The following is a 23,661-nucleotide window of genomic DNA, read 5'->3' on the forward strand; positions in this document are numbered from 1 at the left end:
ACCCCGTGCAAACGATGCAAATTTTTCGATAATTTTTCGCCACTTACTGCTGGCGAATTTATTTTTCGCGCAACGGTTCCGGAGTTATACCCAAACAACTTGGAGTTGCAGGTAGGCGGCAAGTGAGTGAGTCCCCATGAACATAGGCAAACTATGTGATTGGGGTGAGCGAATGTAGCCAACACCGCTGCAACTTCAAGTAGGAAGGGTATATTGCTCATCCTCAGTCAAGCTTGGTTGTGAGATGAGCAAATTAAATAGATTTCGAGTTGGATAACTCACACAGTTTGGGAATCAGCAATTTTATGAACGCAGACCGAGAGCATCAATGCGATGTATTAGTCATAGGAAGTGGCGCGGCAGGCTTATCGCTTGCTTTACAGGTCGCTCAATACGGAAAAGTCGTAGTATTAAGTAAAGGACCACGCAGTGAAGGCGCCACCTTTTATGCACAAGGAGGAATTGCCGCGGTATTTGATGAAACCGATAGTGTCGAATCTCACGTGCAAGATACGCTGATTGCCGGTGCGGGTATCTGTAATGAACAAACTGTGCGCTTTATCGCCGAACACGCCAAAGAGTGTGTGCAGTGGTTGATTGATGGTGGCGTGCCGTTTGATCAAGCCGAAGATAGCAATACTGAACATCCTCGCTACCATCTGACCCGCGAAGGGGGTCATAGCCATCGACGCATTTTACACGCGGCTGATGCGACCGGAATGGCGATGCAAACCTCACTACAAGATAATGCCCACCACCATCCGAATATTACCGTCCTCGAACGCCACAATGCGTTAGATCTAATCACTGAAGATAAGATTGGAGGTGATGCCAATAAAGTGGTCGGTGCTTATGTGTGGAACCGTAATGCTGAACACGTAGAGACCATTCGCGCGAAATTTGTGGTGCTGGCCACTGGTGGTGCATCGAAAGTGTACCAATATACCTCAAACCCAGATGTCTCTTCCGGAGATGGGATTGCGATGGCATGGCGAGCCGGCTGTCGAGTCGCCAACTTAGAGTTCAACCAATTCCATCCAACCTGCTTGTATCATCCCGAAGCGCGCAACTTTCTGCTCACTGAAGCTCTGCGCGGTGAAGGCGCGTATTTACGCCGTCCCGATGGCAGCCGTTTTATGCCCGATTTTGATGTGCGAGCCGAACTGGCACCACGCGATGTAGTTGCGCGCGCCATCGACTTTGAGATGAAACGCTTAGGTGCTGACTGCATGTATCTGGATATCAGTCATCAACCGGCTGATTTTATCGAAAAACATTTCCCGACCATCTATTCACGCTTGATGGATTTAGGGATTGATATGACCAAAGAGCCGATCCCGATCGTGCCAGCCGCCCACTATACCTGTGGTGGTGTGATGGTTAATCCACAAGGCCAGACCGACCTTAAACAGCTATATGCGATTGGTGAAGTTAGCTATACCGGTTTGCATGGTGCCAATCGCATGGCCTCAAATTCACTGCTGGAATGTGTGGTGTACGCTTGGTCAGCCTCGCGCGACATTATTGCGCAATTGCCACAGGCAACCATGCCGGATCCGCTACCGCGTTGGGATGAAAGTCAAGTGACCTGCTCTGATGAAGAAGTGGTATTGCAGCATAACTGGCATGAACTACGGCTATTTATGTGGGACTATATGGGCATTGTGCGCTCAGACAAACGTTTAGAGCGAGCAATGCGCCGGATTCAGTTGTTGCAACAAGAAACCCATGAGTATTACAGCAATTTTCGCGTCTCCAATAACTTGCTAGAAATGCGTAACTTACTGCAAGTGGCCGAATTAATGGTACGCTGTGCCATGCAGCGCAAAGAGAGCCGCGGTTTGCACTATACGCTCGATTATCCGGATCCGCTGCCGCACAGTGGCCCAACTATTTTAGTGCCCGAGCGATAAGTGCCAAAAAGTGAGTGCCAGAAAAACTAGGCACAGTTTAATCACTTGCCACGATCCCTGAGGACACCATGTCAGGCTATCGGCCAATCATTACGGGAGCAATTAAGCTCCCGTTTTAATCGCACTAGCAGTTGTCGATAGGTAATGGGATCACAGCTATCACGCCAGATCAACCAAGCTTGCCCCTCGCCTTGTAAACGGATAAACCACGGCGCGTACAGAGTATCGATCGCCTTAAAACTCAACCGCTGCTGGCCAATTTGCAACTGGCCGCTAAAGGTCAGATCCACTTCCCCCACTAAACTAGGTGGCATCCACACCCCGCGTCGATGACCATGCCAGATCCAAGCCGCAAAATAGGGCACCAGCAGCAAAGGTATTGCCGATGCGATGAGCACCCAGCCCATCAACATGATTAACAACAGTGCGCTGAACTGAGCGTAGCGCGAAGGAATAAAGATCAGCTTAACGGTGTTTGCTGAGGTTATGAGCGACAATTTTATCCACCATCGCCGCAAGACCTAAATTCTCACAGCGGCCTTGCCCCATCACCCAACGAAAAAGATCGGGATCGTCACTTTCCAATAACGCCACAAAGTCCTGTTGTTCCGATTCTGACAGCGAATCAAAACACTCTTCGAAAAAGGGCATGATGACCACATCAAGCTCTAACATCCCACGACGGCACGCCCATTTGATGCGCGCTTTTTGTTCAGCGGTGTACATTGCTTTTCCTTACCTGCTGGTTGTGTATAACACAATCGTTTGCTATGCCTTGGAGTGTAACAAGCCCCCCCACCCACCGCTAGTGACTCAATCACACTCCCTGTTCAAGCTGACAAAAAACTTGATCCCGATTAACATAGTCACACTTTTTCCTCAGCGGTGCATAACATGGACTGGCAAAATCATTTTTCCGTGCTCAATCTCTCTTCTCACGATCCGCTCCCTGAATTGATGCTCACTCACCTCACTGACTGGGGAGTCATCACTATGGTGGGCGCGGATAAAAAAGCCTATTTGCAAGGTCAAGTCACCTGCAATGTGGTTTCGCTAACACCACAACAAGTCACCTTTGGCGCACACTGTGATGCCAAAGGCAAAGTGTGGTCAGTATTTCGTCTATTTCATCATCATGATGGCTACGCGATGCTACAACCTCGCTCAGCCATAGCCACCGAACTGCGTGAGCTGAAGAAATACGCCATTTTCTCTAAAGTAGAGATCACTGAATCTAGCGATATCGGCTTGGGTGTTATGGGCAGCCAAGCCGAGGCGTGGATTGATGGTTTGAGTACATCTCGCGACGATGTTCGTCACATCGAAGGCGGCACCGCGGTACGCATTAGCCCGCTGCGCTGGTTACTTTTGCTCGATCCAGCACACGTACAGCAATATGTCGCTGCCTGGCAGGGCTTGTGTGTTGAGCAAGCCATTTGGACACAGTTGGATATTGCTGAAGCAGTGCCGGTCGTCACCGCAAGCGCGCAAAATGAGCACATTCCACAGGCGCTCAACCTGCAAGCGTTAGATGGCATCAGTTTTAACAAAGGCTGTTATACCGGGCAAGAAACCGTGGCTCGCGCCAAATACCGTGGCATCAACAAACGCGCGATGTACTTGGTTAAAGGTAATTTAACCGCCCCACTTGAGCCACACCAGCCCATCACTCTCGAACGTGCGGTCGGCGAAAACTGGCGCAGTGCGGGAACATTACTGACCCATTACAGCTTTACTGACCAGATTGCGATGGGCCTCATGATCTTACCCAATGATCTGGAACCCGACGTTAAACTGCGCTTAACTAATCAGCCAACCACACATTGGCAGATCCAGCCATTACCTTATTCACTGCTGGATGAGTCGTAAACAAGCTTACCACCACAGCCTGAGCCGCCAGTATTCTGCGCGGATCAGGCCAGTTAACCACGACACCACATCACTCTCGCTTTAGCTGTAACAGCGTGCATTTTTTACATCACGCTGCGAGCCTCTTCAAATAAATCAATCGCAGACAAAGAATTTATAGTCACAATAAAAACATAATTAGTCAAACAACGCACAATCATCTAGGCTATACCACGTTGATTGACATATTGAGCACCCAAGTTGGCTCTTTATTTATCAATGGAAAAGTGAATTAACTGAATATTCAAGTTAGCCACTTTTTGTGTAATGCATCTGTGACTATTTGCCCGCTTAATCGCGGGCTTTTTTTTACCATCAAATAACCGCACACTTACTCAATGAAAATTTTTTAGCTTTATTCTTAAAATTGTCATAACTGGCTGGCTTAATGCTGACTGCTTATTCAGCACCGACTGCCAGATATCAGAATAAATTTCAAGTTTGATCATACAAGACTGAATATTTGACTGTAAATTTGTCTAGTTGTGCACAGATACTCTAAATCATCGATAACCACTGCGTATTTCACCAGAGATATCACAGTATTTTTATGCGGATTTTTTTACACTTATTCGTGCTAGAACAATGCAAGGATCGAGCTATGAGACTGTTTAAGCGCTATACACCAGGTATGATTGCTAAACATGTAAGTCGTTTATTTAAAGGTCGAATTTATATTTATGGGATAGGTAAATTTGAGTTTGATCACGGTAAATTACAACTGCCAGAACAAGCGGAGCAGCGCCACTATCAAACCGTGAAAGAAGTCAATCAAGCGATCATGAAGCTGCGCTGTGCTTATGCATAAATCAGCAAATAGTCGTTGGCGATACTGCCATGCTAACGGGGAAGGTAAACTCCCCCTTGTGCTGTGGTGAGAAATCAGCGATGTCAAACGGAGCGGGCTTTAAACTGTCGCGCAAGAAAAATTCACATAACCGAGCTCAAAATCAACAATGCTGATTTATCGCACGAGTTTGAATTAGTAGACACGCTCTAACCACACCCGCTTAGCCAATTCAGGCAAATCGCCTTTTAAGCCCAGTGCTCGCTGCATAATTTCATGTTTTGCCCCCGGCAATTGTCCGACCAAATGCATGCCGAGCCCACGGATCAGCTTTTTGGCTGGGTTATCACCAGCAAACAAATCGCGAAAACCTTGCATCGCAGCGATCATTTTGGCCGCTTCGGCTTTGCGCCAACGTTCGTAATGGCGCAGATGACGCAGCTCTCCAATATCACGATTTTGCTGCCACACACTTAGCAGCTCTTGCGCCAAGCTGGCCGCATCCAACAAACCTAAATTGACCCCTTGCCCAGCTAATGGGTGAATGGTATGCGCTGCATCGCCAACCAGCGCCACTCGCGGGGCGACAAAATCACGGGCATAACGCATCTTCAATGGCAAAACTTGCCGCTCTCCAACCACTTCACACAATCCTAAACGCGCATCAAACTCGGCGGTCAAGGCGCGGTTAAACTGTGCCTCACTCATATTAAGCAGCGCCTCTGCCCGCGAAGGTTCGGTGGACCAAACCATCGAACTTAAGTGCGGATCCGACATAGGCAGCAAAGCCAGCGGCCCTTGGGCAGTAAAGATCTGCCGAGCTACTTGCTGGTGCGCTTCACGGGTACGTACATTGGCCACCAGCGCACTGTGCCCGTAATCCCAGTGGGTTAACGGAATATTCATTTGATGACGCAACCAAGAGTGAGCGCCATCCGCCCCCACCACCAGCTTAGCACTGAAGGCTTGTCCATTACTCAAAGTGAGCCAAGCTTCGCTCTCACCAATCGCAATGCTTTGACAAGTGGCTGGCACATGCAACGCAACATTGGCTTGTTGTTTTACTTGCTCTAACAGGGCTAACTGAATCACTCGGTTTTCAACAATATGGCCGAGATTAGGTTGCATCATGGCGTCGGCATTAAATTCAATGCGCGCAAAACTGTCTTGCTCCCATACCTCCATCGCCTGATAAGGTGCAGCACGACGCGCAACAATGCCTGACCATGCATTGAGATTACGCAGCACAATTTCACTTGAGCGGCTCAGCGCTGAAACTCGCACATCAGGCAGAGGGGTTAATTGATCATTCGCTACATGGCTTTCGATCACGGCAATGCGCAAGTCACTCTCTTTGAGTGCGGCCGCTAATGCCAAGCCAACCATACCGCCACCGATAATCACCACATCGACACTTTGCATCATTTTATTACCTATTAGCGGTTAACTAAGCCGAGGGTACGGCGCAATAACGGCGTTTTTAATAAGGGAAGATGATCGATCATCATCAGACCGAGGTTGCGCCCAACGCACATTGGCCACCACGGATTGGAAAAAGTATGCACCAAGCCAGTGGTAAGCTCGATGGTGGCGGCGCGGTCGGCCTGACGCAACTGAGAAAAGCGCTGCAATAGTGCATACTCGCCGGCATCTTCACTATGCGCAATCTGCTCGGCTAAAGTCGCAACATCACGTATCCCAAGATTAAAGCCTTGCCCTGCAATCGGATGCAAAGTTTGCGCCGCATTCCCCACCAGTGCAAAGCGATGGGAGATATTTTGCTCACGGTAACGGAGCAGCAGCGGATAGACATTACGCTGGCCGACTTGAGTAAACTCGCCTAACCGCCAACCAAACGCTTGCTGTAAGCGGTGTAAAAATTCGCGATCCGTACAAGTGAGCCACTCATCGACTTGCGCGGGTGGCAAACACCACACCAGTGACAAGCGATCTTGACTCATCGGCAACAAAGCCAGCGGGCCATACGGGGTAAAGCGCTCGAAAGCGCGTCCGGCATGTGGCTGAGCAGTGGTGAGATTGGCAATCAGCGCCACTTGGGCAAAATCATGCTCATGCATGGTTAACCCTAAGGCTTGGCAGCAGCTCGACATGGCACCATCCGCGGCCACCAACAGCTTACCGCGTAAGCTTTCACCACTATCCAACTGTACGCTCACCCAATCCGCTTGACGCGTAATATGGCTCACGCGATGCGGCATAAACTGCCAAAGCGCAGGATATTGCACCATCAGCTCAGCGTAGATACGCCCAACTTCGGCCAATTCGACCACATAGCCCAACGCCTCAATCCCCAGCGATTCTCGATCAATCTCGGTCATCCCCGCATGAAATTGATCCGACACGTGGATCTGCGCAATCGGCGTGGCGACGGGACGCAAGCTCGGCCAGAGTTGTAACTGTTGCAGAATCTGCACCGTGCCATAAGAGAGCGCAATACTGCGCGCATCAAAACCAGGATGCGCCGCATGATCTGCGGCAACCGCGTCAATCAATGCGACTTTTAGCCGGCCTTGGCTGAGTTGCTGTAAGGCAAGCGCGAGCGTCGCCCCGGCCATTGCACCGCCAGCGATGATCACATCAAACATCGGTGGCAAATCACGATTGTGTGTGCTGGTGTCGGTGCCTATCATCACGCTTCCTTAGTCATACTTGATAATCATGCTCGATGATTAATGTAGTGTTGGGGTCTGATCAGAGGTCGGTTTGGCCCCAAACTCAGCGTGCAATACCCATACACAAGCTTTGAGATGCTCAATCACTTGCTCTAATAATTCCCCCTGCTCGGCTAAATCATCCTCTTCATCAATGCCCAATTTAGACATCTCTTCCAGATCATCGAGGGCCTCTTTGGCTTGTGCTGAAGCGCGCGGCAGATCCGCGCCACTTAAGCCGAGCCCAGAGATAAAGTGGTTAATCCACTCTGCCACGGCATCCGCGAGTTCAAACAAGGCATTCTCACCTTCCTCTTCTGGCAGTAGCAAAGAGAGTTCAAGATCGGTTGCCACTAATTCGGCATGAGTAGCAACTAGCGTTTGTTCTGCACAGGCTAAAGCACCCGTTGGCCACCCCATACCATCATTGGTGTAATCAAACAGCAGCGCTTGCCAGCTTTTATCATGCACATTTAAGCCCCCCGCCAACATGCCGGTCAGTAAACCTTGTAATTCAGCGGGACTCATCGCGAGAGATGCACTATGAAGTTGGTCGGCTAAGGCAAGATAGCTAGGAAGTGTCGGTTTGGTCATGTAGGATCCACTCAGCGAGAAATTTCACTAATCCTATCACTTCAACGCCACAGCGAAAATGCTCAGCTGCGGTTGCTGCTTAGCTTTTGCGCAAATTGTCCAAATCATGAGTTTTCAAGCGTTGATTTATCCGCTTGCGACCAGAAAGGCTTGAATCTTGTTTTGGCTTTACCTATAGTTCCACCTCAATGGTCACTAGAGCGGATTGATCTTTTCGATACGCCAAAAGAGTTCATTTATTATGAGTAATCAAGCGGTTGATATTGAAATTTTGGGCAAAGTGACCCGGGTAAATTGCCCAGCAGGTCAAGAAGCGTCTTTACTTCAAGCAGCGCAAGATCTCGACCATAGATTGAAAGAAATGGCAGAGCGGACTAAAGTCACCAATGAGGTGAAATTATTGACCATCGCGGCGCTCAACATCTGCTATGAATTACAAACAAAGCAACAAGAAAATGTAGGTGCTCAGTCACAACTGAGTCAGCGCATGGAACAGCTCACCACCTCATTAGAAGCCGCATTGCAAAATGTGCAGCTGAACAAATAAGCGCAAGCATTGATTTACCCTGGGGTGTTCGTCAGTGGATTTACGTCCCCTGAGCCGATAAGCAACATAACAGGATTGGTATTGGGTAGCTATTGAGCAAGCTCGGCTTGTACCGAGAAGCCTACGGTTACCATTATTGATCCGCCTTGAACCTGCAGGTTCAAGGGCTACAATCCTCAACGGCACCCTGGGGTTCCCTTTATGACCGATCCTCGTACTCAGCTTCGCCAGCAAATGCGTCTGCGTCGCCAAGCGCTATCCGCTTTACAACAGCGCACGGCCAGCCTGCAACTGATTGACCGTTTTGCAACCCTGCCAGAACTCTCCACCGCGCAGCGCATAGCACTGTATCTTGCCAACGATGGTGAACTCGATACGCAACCATTAATCGAGTGGTTATGGCAACAAGGTAAGCAGGTCTATCTGCCCGTATTACACCCCTTTGCCAAAGGGCATCTGCTATTTTTGCACTACCATCCTGATACCATCATGAGCGAAAATCGTTACCGTATTCGCGAACCAAAACTCGATCAACGCTTGATCTGCCCGGTCAAACACCTCGATATCATTGCCACACCATTGGTGGCGTTTGATCGCTATGGCCAAAGACTGGGCATGGGCGGCGGTTATTACGATCGTACTTTAGCCCCTTGCTTACATCATCAACCCGCCGTGTTACCGGTGGGTTTGGCACATGATTGCCAGCAAGTTGAGCATCTACCCACTGCAAGTTGGGACGTTCCGTTGCGAAAAATTGTGACCCCCAGCAAGGTTTGGCAGTGGTAACCGATCAATTGCTCAGTTTGACCTGCGCCAAAGGATGACTTGCCGTTGCGGTTTGGGGTTATAATCGCGCCGCGCAAGGTAAACGCTATTTTGGAGATAGGCATGACTCAAGATGAAATGAAAAAGGCCGCCGGTTGGGCTGCCCTAAAGTACGTAGAAAAAGGCAGTATTGTCGGTGTGGGTACAGGTTCGACTGTCAATCACTTCATCGATGCACTTGGTTCGGTTAAAGATCAAATCAAAGGTGCCGTGTCTAGCTCGGTTGCATCTAGCGAGAAATTAACCGCTCTCGGTATCCATGTTTATGACTGCAATGACGTTGCAGAGCTGGACATCTATGTCGATGGTGCTGATGAGATCAATCCACAGCGCGATATGATCAAAGGCGGTGGTGCTGCGCTAACTCGTGAAAAAATTGTTGCCGCGATTGCCAAAAAATTTGTGTGTATCGTCGATGGCAGTAAAGCGGTTGACGTACTGGGTGATTTCCCTCTGCCGGTCGAAGTGATCCCAATGGCGCGCTCTTATGTTGCGCGTGAACTGGTTAAATTGGGCGGAGATCCGGTCTATCGGACTGGCGTGATCACCGACAACGGCAATGTAATCCTCGATGTACACAATATGCGCATCAGCCACCCTAAAGATTTGGAAACCAAGATCAACGGCATCGCCGGTGTAGTCACGGTCGGTCTTTTTGCCCACCGCGGAGCGGATGTGGTGATCACCGGCACGGCACAAGGCGCCAAAATCGAAGAGTAAGCGAACAGGGCATCGCCCTTTTCCGTTATTCGCTTACAAACGGCACCCATCGGTGCCGTTTTTTAGGCTTTTTTCTAAGAAAACTCTGTCTTATTCCGTAATTTTCTTACCCAAAGCCAAAAAAGTTTGTTAGTTTAATGAGCAGAAGGCGCACAAGGAAAACGTTTGCTTTTCTAGATCATGACTCAACTTTCGAACGACGGCGCCAATTAGCCCACCTTCCCATTGTTTTAAGGACGATAAAATGGCCAAAGTTTCACTGGAAAAAGACAGAATTAAGATCCTCCTGCTTGAAGGACTTCACCCCTCTTCAGTTGAAGTACTGCAAGCGGCCGGTTACAGCAATATTGAATACCATAAAGGTTCGCTCGAAGAGGCTGAATTGATCGAAGCGATCAAAGATGTGCATTTTGTTGGGATCCGTTCACGTAGTAATCTGACGGAGAAAGTGATCAATGCGGCCGAAAAACTGGTCGCGATCGGTTGTTTTTGTATCGGTACCAACCAAGTCGACCTTAATGCCGCCGCTAAACGTGGCATTCCGGTGTTTAACGCACCTTTCTCAAATACCCGTAGTGTTGCTGAACTAGTGCTCGGTGAAATTCTACTGTTACTGCGCGGCATCCCCGAGAAAAACGCCCTCGCCCATCGTGGCATTTGGCAAAAAAGTGCCGATCACGCCTATGAAGCGCGTGGCAAACGGTTAGGTATTATCGGCTATGGTCATATTGGCACTCAGCTTGGCATCATTGCCGAAAACTTAGGTATGCAGGTTTATTTCTATGATATTGAAAATAAGCTCTCTTTGGGTAACGCGACTCAAGTGCATACCCTCAGCGATCTGCTCAATAAATGTGATGTGATTTCGCTGCACGTGCCAGAAAATGCTGGCACCAAAAACATGATGGGGGCCGATGAATTTGCCCGCATGAAGCCAGGTTCGATTTTTATCAACGCAGCCCGCGGTACCGTGGTTGATATTGCAGCGCTATGTCATGCATTGGAGTCAGGTCATATTGCTGGCGCAGCGATTGATGTGTTTCCGGAAGAGCCTGCTTCAAACAAAGAACCGTTTACATCGCCTTTATTGCAATTTGACAATGTCATTTTAACCCCACACGTCGGCGGCTCAACCCAAGAAGCACAAGAGAACATTGGTATTGAAGTTGCGGGTAAACTGGCCAAATATTCAGACAACGGTTCAACCCTATCCAGCGTCAACTTCCCTGAAGTATCCCTGCCTGAGCATCGTAACTGCTCGCGTCTGCTGCATATTCACGCCAACCGTCCAGGGGTGTTAACTCAAATTAACACCATCTTCGCCGAGGAAGGGATCAACATCGCCGCCCAGTATCTGCAAACCACCGCAGAGTTTGGTTATGTGGTGATTGATGTCGAAACCGCTCGTTCTGAAGAAGCATTAACTAAGCTAAAAGCGATCGAAGGCACCATTCGCGCTCGTATTCTGCATTAATATGCTACACCTCCATCCAGCTATCACTGGATGGAGGTGATCTCGGCTGATAAAGCAAAAAAGCCAGCGCTTGAATAACGGCTGGCTTTATTACTTCCGGTGGATCGTTAAGCTCGTAGTGCGCGTTCTCCACGTGCAATGCCCACCACACCACTGCGTGCAACTTCAATCACTTCGGTGACTTCCGCCATCGCATCTATAAATGCATCCAATTTTTCACTCGCACCAGCCAACTGAATGGTGTACTGCGCTGCACTAACATCGACAATTTGGCCGCGGAAAATATCTGTGGTGCGTTTAACTTCAGCGCGAGCAAAACCAGTAGCTTTGACTTTCACTAGCATCAGTTCACGTTCAATATGCTCACACTCCGTTACCTCTTGAACTTTTAACACATCGATTAATTTATGCAGTTGTTTCTGGATCTGCTCTAACTGCATCTCATCGGTTTTGGTAGTGATATTGAGCCGTGACAAAGTGGCATCATCGGTTGGCGATACATTGAGCGTTTCAATATTGTAGCCGCGCTGTGAAAACAGCCCAACTACACGTGATAAAGCGCCCGGTTGGTTTTCCAATAGCAGTGAAATTATGTGTCTCATGTTAAGTTCGCTCCGTTTTGCTCAACCACATTTTGTCCATCCCCTCGCCTTTGATCTGCATGGGGTAAACGTGCTCAGTTTCATCGACATGAATATCGACAAACACCAGACGATCTTTCATCGCCAGCGCTTTTTCCAGCCCGGCTTGCAACTCATCAGGATGGGAGATACGGATCCCCACATGACCATACGCCTCGGCGATAGCGGCAAAATCGGGAACTGAACTCATGTAGGAGTTGGAGTGACGTCCTTGATAAATAATATCCTGCCACTGTTTGACCATTCCTAGGAAATGGTTGTTTAAATTAATAATTTTTACCGGAATATCGTATTGCAGTGCGGTTGACAGCTCTTGAATATTCATCTGAATACTGCCATCTCCGGTGACCACTAACACCTCTTGCTCAGGCAGGGCAAATTTCACCCCCATCGCTGCGGGCAAACCAAAACCCATAGTGCCTAAACCACCAGAGTTGATCCACTGCCGTGGCTTAGCAAATGGATAATAAAGCGCAGCAAACATTTGGTGCTGACCAACATCCGAGGCAATAATCGCGTTACCTTGGGTAAGGCGATATAGCGTCTCGATCACTTGCTGTGGCTTGATCCGCTCAGCGGAGGTTTGATAGGCCAAGCATTGGCGATTACGCCAGACTTGGATCTCACTCCACCAACGATCTAATGCAACCGGATCATTACGCTCAGCGTTCTCTTCAAGAAGCTTGATCATGCCATCCAGCACTTGGTCGGCAGAACCCACAATCGGCAGATCGACTTTAACGTTTTTTGAAATCGATGAGGGATCGATATCAATATGCATAATTTTCGCGCTCGGGCAGTACTTCTCTAAGTTGTTGGTCGTACGGTCATCAAAACGCACCCCGATCCCAAAAATCAGATCGGCATGATGCATCGCCATATTGGCTTCATACACCCCATGCATCCCGAGCATACCGAGCGAGTTTTTATCGCTACCGGGAAATACGCCCAGCCCCATTAAAGTACTCACCACAGGTAAATTGAGCGCTTGTGCCAATTGGCGCACCTGCCGCTCGGCATTGGCAATCACCGCTCCGCCACCAATATAAAGTACTGGTTTTTTCGCGTCTAATAAGGCACGTAAGCCTTTTTTGATTTGCCCTTTATGACCCGCCGTGGTCGGGTTATAAGAGCGCATTTTGATCGTATCGGGATATTGATAAGGCAATTTATGCAGCGGGTTCATCACATCTTTCGGAACATCGATCACCACAGGACCCGGCCGCCCGCTGGCGGCAATGTAGAAGGCTTTTTTAATCGTTTCCGGTATATCTTGCGCTTTTTTAACCAAAAAACTGTGTTTCACAATCGGTCGTGACACGCCGACAATATCACACTCTTGAAACGCATCATTACCAATCAAGTTGGTCGCGACGTTGCCCGAGATGACGATCATCGGGATCGAATCCATATAAGCGGTCGCAATGCCAGTCACGGTATTAGTCGCGCCCGGTCCTGAGCAGACCAACACTACTCCGGGTTTACCCGTCGCACGCGCATAACCGTCGGCCATATGAGTCGCGGCTTGTTCATGACGAACTAAAACGTGTTTGATTTGATCGGTTTTTTCATGCAGGGCATCATAGATATCGAGTACCGAGCCACCTGGATAACCGAAGATTTGCTCGACACCTTCATTGATCAGAGACTGCACTATCATCTCTGCGCCAGATAACATTTCCATATTGTCTCCTTACCAACCAACCTTATGCTCGGTCAGCACAAGGCTTGGTTTTACATAGTTTAGGGCTTATTGGTAGCCTAATTCGAAAACGCTCCGCTTTCGGCTATGTCCTGCGTCTGTCATAACAGCCATCAGGTTACGTAACAAATGTAACGCGTTATGAACAATGGGTCTAACCCAAATTTGCGTGTTTTTTGAGCGCAACCAACAATCTGTGGATGATTAAGCATGCAATTTTGGCAGGTGATCGGGATTTAGATTGAATATCCAATCAGGCATCTAAAAAAAGTAGATTATTTTGTGGTTCCGCCGCATCAACCGCGTGCGGCAATAGGGGGTTGATGGCCATAAACAGCCTGTGTGATCCTGTTTGCCATGTAAAAAAACACCACCGGGTCGCTAAACCAGGTGGTGTCTAATCATCCACTTATCGCTTGAAGGGACTATTTCTTCGGCGAGTCTTGATACATCTCTTCGATTTCATCTTGATAGCGATCACTGATCACTTTGCGGCGTAATTTTTGGGTTGGGGTCAATTCACCGCTGTCCATCGAAAAGGCTTTCGGCAGTAGCTTGAATTTTTTGACCTGCTCAAACTTCGCTAACTCTTTTTGCAGTTCATTGACTCGTTTTTCAAACATTTCCAACACTTGACTGTGCTTAATCAGATCTAGTCGATTGTGATATTTGATGTTGAGCTCTTTGGCATACAATTCCAATGAATCAAAACAAGGCACAATCAAGGCGGAAACAAACTTGCGCGTATCGGCAATCACCGCGATCTGCTCGATAAAGTGGTCTTTACCAATCGCTCCTTCAATCAATTGTGGAGCAATATATTTACCACCAGAGGTTTTCATTAGCTCTTTAATGCGGTCGGTGATAAACAGGTTGCCATCTTGATCGATGTGACCCGCATCTCCGGTTTTCAGAAAACCCTGTTCATCAAAGCTATCCGCTGTTTCTTGCTCAAGCTTATAGTAGCCTCGCATCACCATCGGTCCGCGTACTAAAATTTCATTATTAGCACCAATTTTTACTTCCGCACCCGGCATGGTAATGCCAATTGAATCAGGGTTAAAACCGCGATCATCCCAACAAGAGACTGTCGCAGTCGTTTCCGTCATGCCATAACCTAGCTTGACGTTAATCCCAATTGCATGAAAAAAACGACCAATCGTTTCATCCAACTTAGCCCCGCCACACGGCATAAAGTTGATCCGCCCGCCAAGCAGTGCACGCAGTTTACTTAATACTAATTTGTCTGCTAATTGATGACTTTGCTTTAGCAACCAAGAAGGTTGTCGTTGCTGTTGATGGCAAACAACCATTTTGGCTCCCATATTGACCGCCCAAGTAAACAACACTTTGCGGATCAATGGTGCTTTAGACACTCGTTCATGGATAGCGGAGAAGATTTTTTCGTAAAAACGCGGAACGGCACACATCACGGTTGGACGCACTTCGCTTAACGCCTCACGCACATGAGCGACATCTTGCAAATAGCAGTTAACTACACCTTTGTATAATACATAGGCGGTCCATGCGCGTTCATACACATGTGATAGCGGTAGGAAACACAGCGAGACATCTTGCTCAGTTAGATTCAGTCGTTGATCATGCCCCTCTAACTGAGCGGCAATATTACGGTAATCGAGCATCACACCTTTCGGCGTACCTGTGGTGCCCGAGGTGTAAATCAAGGTAAATAGATCGTCATAGTTGGCTTGTGCCAGTAGCGTATCGAGTTGTGCGTGATCTTGGGTTTGATGTTGTGCGACAAAATCATCCCAGTAGATTGCACAATCCGCTTGCTGCAGATCAATCTCTCGGCTCATCGCTACGATCAAACGTAGCTCAGCACAGCGTTCAAACTGACTGAATGCCGCATCAAATTGCGCTTGCTCGCCAACAAAAACGATTTTTACATCGGCATTTTGTAAAATGTAAGCGGCCTGATCTGGAGTGTTGGTAGGATAAATAGGAACCGTCACCGCTCGGATCTGTAACGCAGCAAAATCGGCGATGGTCCAGCGTGGCATGTTATTGGAGAAAATCGCTATTTTATCTTGAACGCCAATTCCTTGCGCTAATAGGGCCATGGACAGTGCATCCATTTGCGCACCAAATTGCTGCCAACTGATGTCTTGCCATACACCGGCATTTTTATACTTGAGAGCAGCGCGTTCGCCACCTTGAGTAATGCGTTGGCGGATCCGTTTAACGATGTGAAAATCTAAGTTCGTCATATCTCTTACCTATAGCTTACACCTGTAAGCCTTTTTTTCAGCGCACGAGTGTACCTTCCAGCACCGAAAACACAACTGACCGACATCAAAATTATTGATGAATACTCATTCTGTAACAAAAAAGCCTTAAGCAGCATTCACTGCCTAAGGCTTAATTTTTTGCTGATGTATTAAGCTCAGCGCCGAGCGACCACTTCTCCGCAAATCATCATCAGTTGATCGCGCAGCCAAATGTGGCCTTTATCTTTCTCACTCGACTCATGCCAGCTCAAATAACCTGCAATGTTGGCATCAGCAAAAGGGAAAGTCAGGATCTGTAGCTGCTCACGATTAGCCGCACTCTCCACCATCCAACGCGGAGCTACGGTCACTAATTCAGATTGGCCGACCACGTACAACACATTGCTCAAGCTAGTCCCTTCATAGTAAGACTGGCAATCAAACTCACGATACGCCAGTTCAGAGAAACTACGTTGACCATGAATTTTAGACAGTTTGGCGTGCTTTTCATCCGCCAATTGCTCAGCGCTAATCGCTCCTTGAATACGTGGATGTAATTGAGAAGCCACCACCACCAACTCATCTTGAAAAATTTCTGTGCTTGAGAAGCCTTGCTCATCAAAGCGTGCATAATCGATAACAAAATCAATTTCTTGATAGCGCATACGCTCAGCAATTTGGCGATCAAACTCTGCATCAAGATGCAATTGTACACTGGGTGCCAACTCGTCAATCGAGGTCATGATCTGAGGAGCAAAACGCAAATCACAAGGGCTGCAAATAGCCAATTTAAATAGGCGGGTCGAGGTTTCTGGTGTGAAAACTGAGCTTGGTAATTCATTGCGGATCAACTGCAACGCCTGACGAATGGGGCCAAACAGGTGACGAGCGCGCTGAGTAGGCTGAATGCCACGCCCTTGACGCATAAACAGCTCGTCATTAAACATCACTTTTAAACGCGCAACCGCATTACTGACTGCGGGCTGTGACATTCCTAAGTTATGTGCCGCACGAGTGATATTTTGCTCTTGCATGACCGCATCAAATACGGTTAACAAGTTGAGATCAACTCCTCGAAGAGTGCTTTCCATACGGTAACTTGCAATGGCACTCATTGCGTCTTTTTTATCTAACATTTGCATGCCTCACAGTGTTATCACTCGCAATAGAAATGAATACATCGCGGGTGAATAAATAAGTGCTGTTTTTAATATTTACCGGCCAGATACTTGGTGGATGGCGAGTAATATCGACTAATTATTCAAGCCTTTGCAATAGCCTTGACAAAAAGTCAGCTAATTTTAGCCATTAATTAAAAAAAGCCTTATTAATCAATGTGATTAATTTTTATAAAAATCCATAAAGTTTCAAACATAATGGTTTTTTATGGATCATTAATGATAGTTACATGCATTTGTTTTAATAAGTTTAATATCCACGTCAAAACTGTTTTAACGTAGGATTCATAGGGTGGATAAGTTCATCGGTAAAGATCGTATAACTCGGAAAATCGACTTGTTGCCAGAGTTGCTGGCACAGCGTCGTACTATCATGCCACTGGCCCTGCAAAATCCACTCGACTAAACTCTCAGCCACATCAGGATAGCTGACACGCTCAGCTTGCTTTTCATCCAACCATCTACGCACACAGGTCGGGTCTAGGAACTCCATCACATTGGCTAGACCTAGTGTCTCAAGGGTTGCCGCATTACTCACTTGTTCAAATTGACCATGTAATGGTTTGATCAGCAATTTTTTCCCTAATCCTAATGCTTCCGAAGGCAGTTCAAATCCACCGCTGGTGATCACTCCCTGACATTGATGCAAATGATACTGAAAATTGCCATGCTGCAAACAATGCAACTCAACATTCTCTGAGCATTCATGGTGTTGTACATCAGGGTGATAGCAGATAAAACGGGTGTGGGTAAAGCGATACAATAATTCGCAAATTTCATGAATATTTTCAAAGGGTAGATACACCAGAACAAAAGGTTGCTGACTGAGTGAGATCTTGGATGGATAGATAATTGGTGGCAAGATGGGCTGATCAAAATGATACCAGTGCAATCCCAAATGGTGATTAGCTGGCGCAAAATGACGTAAAATCTGCTTATCCAGCCAAGAAGCACCTTTTAACGGTACTGAATACAAAAAAGCATTTTGATGGCTAATACTAATACAAGGTAGCTGGTGTAATTTCGCGGCCCACGCGGTCACCGGCTCAAAATCGTTTAAAATCAAATCATAACCAGAGAGATCTAGTGTTCGCACTTCTTGCCAAAACTGCCACAGGCTATTATTACATAGTGTTTTGACGTAATTGACGTGACCATTTTCAGTGGCAAACGTCAGCCCGCGCCGAGTTTTAAACTCACCAAAACATTCCATCGAGAAATACTTATCCGCGGCACGCCCTGAGAACAGATAATCGACGTCCACCTGTCGTCGTTGTAGCGCTTCACACATCGCTCGTGAACGAGCAATGTGGCCATTGCCCGTACCTTGTACCCCATACAGTATTTTCAAATGGCTTTCTCCACCACACTAATCGCATAAGTTGCACTCGCAATGCCAAGCACAGCGCCAGCCAGTACATCACTTAAGAAATGCACACCAAGTAACACTCGCGCTAGCCCAATCAATCCCGCCCAGCTCACCGCTGCCACATACCACTGTGGATAGAGGTAACCAATTAAAGTCGCCATCACGAAAGCCGCAGCAGTATGCCCAGAGGGTAAACTATACCGATCACTGGGCGTGATATAAGCGGTGACCAATGCACTGAGTTCCTGTGGTCGGCGGCGCTGAAAACTATTTTTCAGCAGCCAATAGATCGGCAGTTCGATCGCAAAAGCCAATAGTCCCATGGTCAAAAACTGTGCTCCGCATACGCTATCTAGCAACCAAGCAAGCAACCCCATCACAATGTAGAGATGGCCATCGCCAGTGTGGGAGATTGACTTACTAAAACGGGCAAGCGGAAGGTTATACTTGTGCTGTAAGCAGAGTAACGAAAAAGCCAAATCCAAATTAGCAATAGGTTTGATAACTCGCATCACACATCCTTTTGTCACTTAGGGTGATGTTTTGAGCTTATCGAGGACAAATGACAGTCCGGTGAAAATTGTTTGGCGAAATGGTGACAATAACGCTGACACTTTGGCCGCATTGCATAAAAAATCAACTTTGGGGTTGACGTGTTGTGTCGAGTACGGTACTAATCTGTTAACTTAATCGAGTGGATTGTTACCAATGACAATGCGTTTTTCTCTGCTACTGGGCCTACTACTGATCGTGGAAACATCACGCGGGTAGGTTGTGGCAGAAAAACACCACACAAGATAACAAACCCGCAGCCGATGCGGGTTTTTTTATCGCCGATTTTTATCCACATCTAGGAAGTGAGTAGTTAACTCTACCGTGCGAGGAAGCAAACATGAATGATCAGGTGATTATATTCGATACCACATTACGTGATGGTGAACAGGCGCTATCTGCGAGCCTAACGGTAAAAGAAAAGCTACAAATCGCCTATGCTCTGGAACGCTTAGGAGTGGATATCATTGAAGCAGGTTTTCCGGTTTCTTCGCCGGGTGATTTTGAATCGGTGCAAACCATTGCCAAAAACCTCAAACATAGCCGAGTGTGTGCTCTTGCGCGAGCAGTGACCAAAGATATTGATGCGGCAGCGCAAGCATTACAAGCTGCCGAAGCGTTTCGCATTCACACCTTTATTTCGACTTCAACGATTCATGTGCAAGACAAACTGCGGCGCAGCTACGACGATGTGCTAGAAATGGCGGTTAAAGCGGTCAAGCATGCTCGCCAATACACCGATGATGTCGAGTTCTCGTGTGAAGATGCCGGCCGTACACCTATCGACAACCTATGCCGTATGGTGGAAGCGGCGATCAATGCTGGCGCACGTACCATTAATATTCCCGATACTGTCGGTTACACAGTGCCGAGTGAGTTTGGCAATATTATTCACACCCTATTTAATCGGGTACCCAATATCGATAAAGCGATTATTTCGGTGCATTGTCATGATGATCTCGGGATGTCGGTTGCCAATTCGATTGCCGCAATTCAAGCTGGGGCTCGTCAAGTTGAAGGAACTATCAATGGTATTGGTGAGCGGGCTGGCAACTGCGCATTAGAAGAGATCGCCATGATCATCAAAACTCGCCAAGCACTGCTTGGTGTGACAACAGCGCTAAAACATGAAGAGATCAGCCGCACCAGTAAACTGGTTAGCCAACTGTGCAATATGCCAATCCAAAGCAATAAAGCGATTGTGGGAGCCAATGCCTTTAGCCACTCTTCAGGAATCCATCAAGATGGCATGCTCAAAAACAAAAATACCTATGAAATTATGACCCCAGAATCGATCGGCCTAAAAAACCACGTGCTTAATCTGACTAGCCGTAGCGGTCGAGCTGCCGTAAAAAGTCATATGCAATCAATGGGCTACAACCAAGACCAATACAACTTGGATGCTCTATATGAAGACTTCTTGAAGCTGGCCGATCGCAAAGGTCAGGTATTTGATTACGATTTAGAAGCCCTAATGCATTTTTCCAATTTGCGTGAAGAAGATGATTTTTACAAACTCAACTATTTAAGTGTGCAATCGGGCAGCCTAATGGCTACCACCAGTATCAAACTGCAGTGTGGCACGGAAGAAAAATGTGAAGCCGCCGTCGGTAACGGTCCGGTCGATGCTCTGTATCAATGTATCTATCGGATTACTGGTTATGAAATTGTGCTGGATAAGTTCGATTTAACCGCCAAAGGCGAAGGCGAAGATGGCCTCGGTCAAGCAGATATTATCGCTAATTACCAAGGGCAGAAATACCATGGTACGGGCATTTCAACCGATATTATTGAAGCGTCAGGTCAAGCGTTATTGCATGTTATCAACAGCATTCATCGCGCCAATCAAATAGCGCAAATTAAACAGAAAAAAAATCTGGCTACGGTTTAGGGCAATGGCCATTTTGAGGCGGCCACCCACTTGGTGGCACCGCAAATAACCCATCATATCCAGTAGTAGTAATCCAACTTACAAATCGTTCAGAAAGGACTCACATGATAGATAAACAATACAAAATTGCCGTATTGCCCGGAGATGGCATCGGTCCGGAAGTGATGGCACAAGCCTATAAGGTATTGGATGCGATAGAAAAGAAACATGGTTTACGCTTAATCCGTGAACAGCACGATGTTGGCGGTATTGCGATTGATCACCACGGCTGTCCACTGCCAGAAAGTACTTTGCATGCTTGCGAAAATGCGGATGCCGTCTTGTTTGGCTCCGTCGGTGGTCCAAAGTGGGAACATCTGCCACCCAATCAACAGCCTGAACGCGGTGCTTTACTGCCACTGCGTAAACATTTCCAACTATTTTGTAATTTACGTCCCGCTCAGATCCACCAAGGCCTAGAAGCCTTTTCGCCACTACGTGCTGACATATCTGCGCGCGGTTTCGATATTGTGGTAGTACGTGAACTAACTGGCGGCATTTACTTTGGTCAACCGAAAGGCCGTGAAGGCCAAGGCGATCATGAAAAAGCGTTTGATACTGAGGTTTACCACCGTTTTGAAATTGAACGTATCGCGCGCATCGCCTTTGAGTCGGCTCGCTTGCGTCGTAACAAAGTTTGCTCGATCGACAAAGCCAATGTGCTGCAAAGCTCGATCCTGTGGCGCGAAGTGGTCAGCGAGATTGCCAAGGAGTATCCCGATGTCGCGCTGTCACACATGTATATCGATAATGCCACCATGCAACTTATCAAAGATCCAGCTCAGTTCGATGTCATGCTCTGCTCGAACATTTTTGGCGACATTCTATCTGACGAATGCGCGATGATCACCGGCTCGATGGGCATGCTACCTTCGGCCAGCATTAATCAGAGTAAGTTTGGTTTATACGAGCCTGCGGGCGGCAGCGCACCGGATATCGCTGGTAAAAATATCGCCAATCCTGTGGCACAGATTTTATCAGCCGCACTGATGTTACGTTATAGCCTAGGCGAAGAAGCCGCTGCACGTGATATAGAACAAGCGGTAAGCCAAGCACTCGCCGCTGGACAGCTGACTGCCGATTTATCTGGCAGTAAACCGGCACTCTCAACCTCTGAGATGGGCGATCAAATCGCTAATTATATTTTGAATGCATAGGATCAAAGAGGTGCAAACCTCTTTAGCTCACTGAGCGCAAGGAACAAGCAATGTCAAAAGCCAAAACACTTTACGAAAAAATTTACGATGCCCATGTGGTCGTTGCCGCAGCGGGAGAAACACCGATTTTGTACATCGACCGCCATCTAGTCCATGAAGTGACTTCTCCACAGGCCTTTGATGGCTTGCGTGAAAAAGGCCGTACCGTTCGCCAAGTCAATAAAACCTTTGCCACTATGGATCACAACGTCTCCACCACCACCAAAGACATTAATGCCTCTGGTGAAATGGCACGTATCCAGATGCAAACTCTTTCCAAAAACTGTGCAGAGTTTGGCGTCACTTTGTACGACATTAATCACAAATACCAAGGGATTGTACACGTGATGGGGCCTGAACTCGGCATTACCCTACCGGGAATGACGATTGTCTGTGGTGACTCACATACCGCCACTCACGGCGCATTTGGTTCACTGGCTTTTGGTATCGGCACCTCAGAAGTCGAACACGTATTGGCTACCCAAACTCTGAAGCAAGGGCGTGCCAAAACCATGAAAATTGAAGTGCGTGGCAAAGTGGCTCCAGGTATCACCGCCAAAGATATTGTACTGGCGATCATCGGTAAAACGACTGCAGCTGGGGGGACCGGTTATGTTGTGGAATTCTGCGGAGAAGCGATCCGCGATCTCTCCATGGAAGGGCGGATGACCGTCTGTAACATGGCGATTGAACTTGGAGCCAAAGCGGGCTTGATCGCCCCCGATCAAACCACCTTCGACTACATCAAAGGCCGAAAATTTGCCCCTCAAGGTGAAGATTTGTCTGCTGCGATTGCATATTGGCAAACTTTAACTACCGATGATGATGCGCAGTTTGATGCTGTCATCACTCTTGAAGCGCGAGACATCAAGCCACAAGTCACCTGGGGAACGAACCCCGGGCAAGTGATTGCGATTGATGAGCCGATTCCATCACCCAGCCAGTTTGGTGATCCGGTTGAGCGCAGTTCAGCAGAAAAAGCGCTGATTTATATGGGGCTAGAAGCAGGCAAAAAACTGTCCGACTATCCAGTTGATAAAGTGTTTGTCGGTTCATGCACCAACTCACGAATTGAAGATATGCGTGCCGCCGCCGCGATCGCAAGAGGTAAGAAAGTTGCTTCTCATGTGCAGGCTCTCATTGTACCGGGTTCGGAGCAAGTTAAAGCCCAAGCCGAAGCTGAAGGGTTAGATAAAATCTTTATTGAAGCAGGGTTTGAATGGCGCTTGCCAGGATGTTCAATGTGTTTAGCGATGAACAATGATCGCCTCGGGGCGGGAGAGCGCTGCGCTTCTACATCTAACCGCAACTTTGAAGGACGACAAGGGCGTGATGGTCGGACACATTTAGTCAGTCCAGCCATGGCAGCAGCAGCCGCGATTGCCGGTCATTTCGTCGACATTCGTCAGTTTTAACTCAAGG

At 47.8% G+C, this 23,661-nt stretch carries 21 protein-coding genes and 1 other RNA gene; 11 read left to right on the forward strand and 11 right to left on the reverse strand.

Annotation, left to right across the window (positions count from 1 at the left end; genetic code table 11):
- Positions 1 to 305: 305 nt before the first annotated feature.
- Complete coding sequence (gene nadB / locus OOK74_RS09545; protein ID WP_278182687.1) at positions 306 to 1,913, forward strand: L-aspartate oxidase; 1,608 nt, start codon at positions 306 to 308, stop codon at positions 1,911 to 1,913.
- Between the two features lie 71 nt (positions 1,914 to 1,984).
- Here nadB and OOK74_RS09550 read toward each other — a convergent pair whose 3' ends face one another.
- Positions 1,985 to 2,329, reverse strand: coding sequence for a hypothetical protein (locus OOK74_RS09550; RefSeq protein ID WP_278183267.1), 345 nt, complete (start codon positions 2,327 to 2,329; stop codon positions 1,985 to 1,987).
- A 49-nt stretch (positions 2,330 to 2,378) separates the two neighbouring features.
- Positions 2,379 to 2,639, reverse strand: coding sequence for an FAD assembly factor SdhE (locus OOK74_RS09555; RefSeq protein WP_274722876.1), 261 nt, complete (start codon positions 2,637 to 2,639; stop codon positions 2,379 to 2,381).
- A gap of 168 nt (positions 2,640 to 2,807) precedes the next feature.
- On the opposite strand from OOK74_RS09555, the gene ygfZ reads away from it, so the two are divergent.
- Both ygfZ and OOK74_RS09565 read left to right on the forward strand, forming a co-directional pair.
- On the forward strand, positions 2,808 to 3,782 hold the full coding sequence (gene ygfZ, locus OOK74_RS09560) for a tRNA-modifying protein YgfZ (protein ID WP_278182688.1): 975 nt from the start codon (positions 2,808 to 2,810) through the stop codon (positions 3,780 to 3,782).
- Between the two features lie 640 nt (positions 3,783 to 4,422).
- Complete coding sequence (locus OOK74_RS09565) at positions 4,423 to 4,629, forward strand: DUF1107 domain-containing protein (RefSeq protein WP_166014339.1); 207 nt, start codon at positions 4,423 to 4,425, stop codon at positions 4,627 to 4,629.
- Between the two features lie 174 nt (positions 4,630 to 4,803).
- On the opposite strand, the gene OOK74_RS09570 is transcribed toward OOK74_RS09565, so the two are convergent.
- Genes OOK74_RS09570 through OOK74_RS09580 form a run of 3 tightly spaced genes read right to left on the reverse strand, consistent with a single transcriptional unit; the run spans position 4,804 to position 7,874 of the window.
- Positions 4,804 to 6,033: an FAD-dependent 2-octaprenylphenol hydroxylase gene (locus tag OOK74_RS09570; RefSeq protein WP_278182689.1), complete on the reverse strand. Its 1,230-nt coding sequence runs from the start codon at positions 6,031 to 6,033 to the stop codon at positions 4,804 to 4,806.
- 11 nt (positions 6,034 to 6,044) lie between these two features.
- Positions 6,045 to 7,259 carry a 2-octaprenyl-6-methoxyphenyl hydroxylase gene (ubiH, locus tag OOK74_RS09575; RefSeq protein WP_430741942.1) on the reverse strand — a complete coding sequence of 405 codons (1,215 nt, stop codon included), beginning with the start codon at positions 7,257 to 7,259 and terminating at the stop codon, positions 6,045 to 6,047.
- A gap of 39 nt (positions 7,260 to 7,298) precedes the next feature.
- Positions 7,299 to 7,874: a YecA/YgfB family protein gene (locus tag OOK74_RS09580; protein ID WP_274722879.1), complete on the reverse strand. Its 576-nt coding sequence runs from the start codon at positions 7,872 to 7,874 to the stop codon at positions 7,299 to 7,301.
- 241 nt (positions 7,875 to 8,115) lie between these two features.
- Here OOK74_RS09580 and OOK74_RS09585 point away from each other — a divergent pair, with 241 nt between their 5' ends.
- The 5 genes from OOK74_RS09585 to serA all read left to right on the forward strand — a co-directional run bounded on the left by OOK74_RS09585 (position 8,116) and on the right by serA (position 11,440).
- Positions 8,116 to 8,421 carry a cell division protein ZapA gene (locus OOK74_RS09585; RefSeq protein ID WP_274722880.1) on the forward strand — a complete coding sequence of 102 codons (306 nt, stop codon included), beginning with the start codon at positions 8,116 to 8,118 and terminating at the stop codon, positions 8,419 to 8,421.
- Between the two features lie 13 nt (positions 8,422 to 8,434).
- A non-coding RNA gene (gene ssrS / locus OOK74_RS09590) (6S RNA) lies at positions 8,435 to 8,619 on the forward strand.
- Positions 8,620 to 8,622: 3 nt separating this feature from the next.
- Entirely contained in the window at positions 8,623 to 9,207 is a 585-nt protein-coding gene (locus OOK74_RS09595) for a 5-formyltetrahydrofolate cyclo-ligase (RefSeq protein WP_278182690.1), read from the forward strand.
- Positions 9,208 to 9,309: 102 nt separating this feature from the next.
- A complete protein-coding gene (rpiA, locus tag OOK74_RS09600; RefSeq protein WP_278182691.1) occupies positions 9,310 to 9,966 on the forward strand; it encodes a ribose-5-phosphate isomerase RpiA in 657 nt (218 codons plus the stop codon).
- 244 nt (positions 9,967 to 10,210) lie between these two features.
- A complete protein-coding gene (gene serA / locus OOK74_RS09605) occupies positions 10,211 to 11,440 on the forward strand; it encodes a phosphoglycerate dehydrogenase (protein ID WP_166014333.1) in 1,230 nt (409 codons plus the stop codon).
- A gap of 107 nt (positions 11,441 to 11,547) precedes the next feature.
- Here the strand turns inward: serA and ilvN are convergent, their stop codons facing one another.
- The 6 genes from ilvN to OOK74_RS09635 form a co-directional block, all read right to left on the reverse strand.
- A complete protein-coding gene (gene ilvN / locus OOK74_RS09610) occupies positions 11,548 to 12,042 on the reverse strand; it encodes an acetolactate synthase small subunit (protein WP_166014332.1) in 495 nt (164 codons plus the stop codon).
- A 1-nt stretch (position 12,043) separates the two neighbouring features.
- Positions 12,044 to 13,765 (reverse strand): acetolactate synthase 3 large subunit, encoded by a 1,722-nt coding sequence (locus tag OOK74_RS09615; RefSeq protein WP_274722884.1) that lies wholly within the window; start codon positions 13,763 to 13,765, stop codon positions 12,044 to 12,046.
- Positions 13,766 to 14,208: 443 nt separating this feature from the next.
- The gene (locus tag OOK74_RS09620) at positions 14,209 to 16,014 is read right to left on the reverse strand and encodes an AMP-dependent synthetase/ligase (protein ID WP_278182692.1); all 1,806 of its coding nucleotides are present in this window, start codon (positions 16,012 to 16,014) and stop codon (positions 14,209 to 14,211) included.
- A gap of 176 nt (positions 16,015 to 16,190) precedes the next feature.
- Positions 16,191 to 17,150 (reverse strand): transcriptional regulator LeuO, encoded by a 960-nt coding sequence (gene leuO / locus OOK74_RS09625; protein ID WP_274722887.1) that lies wholly within the window; start codon positions 17,148 to 17,150, stop codon positions 16,191 to 16,193.
- A gap of 304 nt (positions 17,151 to 17,454) precedes the next feature.
- Entirely contained in the window at positions 17,455 to 18,543 is a 1,089-nt protein-coding gene (locus OOK74_RS09630) for an MJ1255/VC2487 family glycosyltransferase (protein WP_277206655.1), read from the reverse strand.
- Complete coding sequence (locus OOK74_RS09635) at positions 18,540 to 19,073, reverse strand: phosphatase PAP2 family protein (RefSeq protein ID WP_278182693.1); 534 nt, start codon at positions 19,071 to 19,073, stop codon at positions 18,540 to 18,542. Before OOK74_RS09635 ends, OOK74_RS09630 begins: the two co-directional genes overlap by 4 nt.
- 380 nt (positions 19,074 to 19,453) lie before the next feature.
- Here OOK74_RS09635 and leuA point away from each other — a divergent pair, with 380 nt between their 5' ends.
- The 3 genes from leuA to leuC all read left to right on the forward strand — a co-directional run bounded on the left by leuA (position 19,454) and on the right by leuC (position 23,654).
- Positions 19,454 to 21,004 carry a 2-isopropylmalate synthase gene (gene leuA, locus OOK74_RS09640; RefSeq protein ID WP_277206657.1) on the forward strand — a complete coding sequence of 517 codons (1,551 nt, stop codon included), beginning with the start codon at positions 19,454 to 19,456 and terminating at the stop codon, positions 21,002 to 21,004.
- A gap of 104 nt (positions 21,005 to 21,108) precedes the next feature.
- Positions 21,109 to 22,200: a 3-isopropylmalate dehydrogenase gene (gene leuB, locus OOK74_RS09645; protein WP_274722891.1), complete on the forward strand. Its 1,092-nt coding sequence runs from the start codon at positions 21,109 to 21,111 to the stop codon at positions 22,198 to 22,200.
- 50 nt (positions 22,201 to 22,250) lie between these two features.
- Positions 22,251 to 23,654 carry a 3-isopropylmalate dehydratase large subunit gene (gene leuC / locus OOK74_RS09650; RefSeq protein WP_274722892.1) on the forward strand — a complete coding sequence of 468 codons (1,404 nt, stop codon included), beginning with the start codon at positions 22,251 to 22,253 and terminating at the stop codon, positions 23,652 to 23,654.
- Positions 23,655 to 23,661: the final 7 nt, after the last annotated feature.

It is taken from the genome of Vibrio misgurnus (assembly GCF_029635775.1).
GTDB classification, from domain to species: domain Bacteria; phylum Pseudomonadota; class Gammaproteobacteria; order Enterobacterales; family Vibrionaceae; genus Vibrio; species Vibrio chanodichtyis.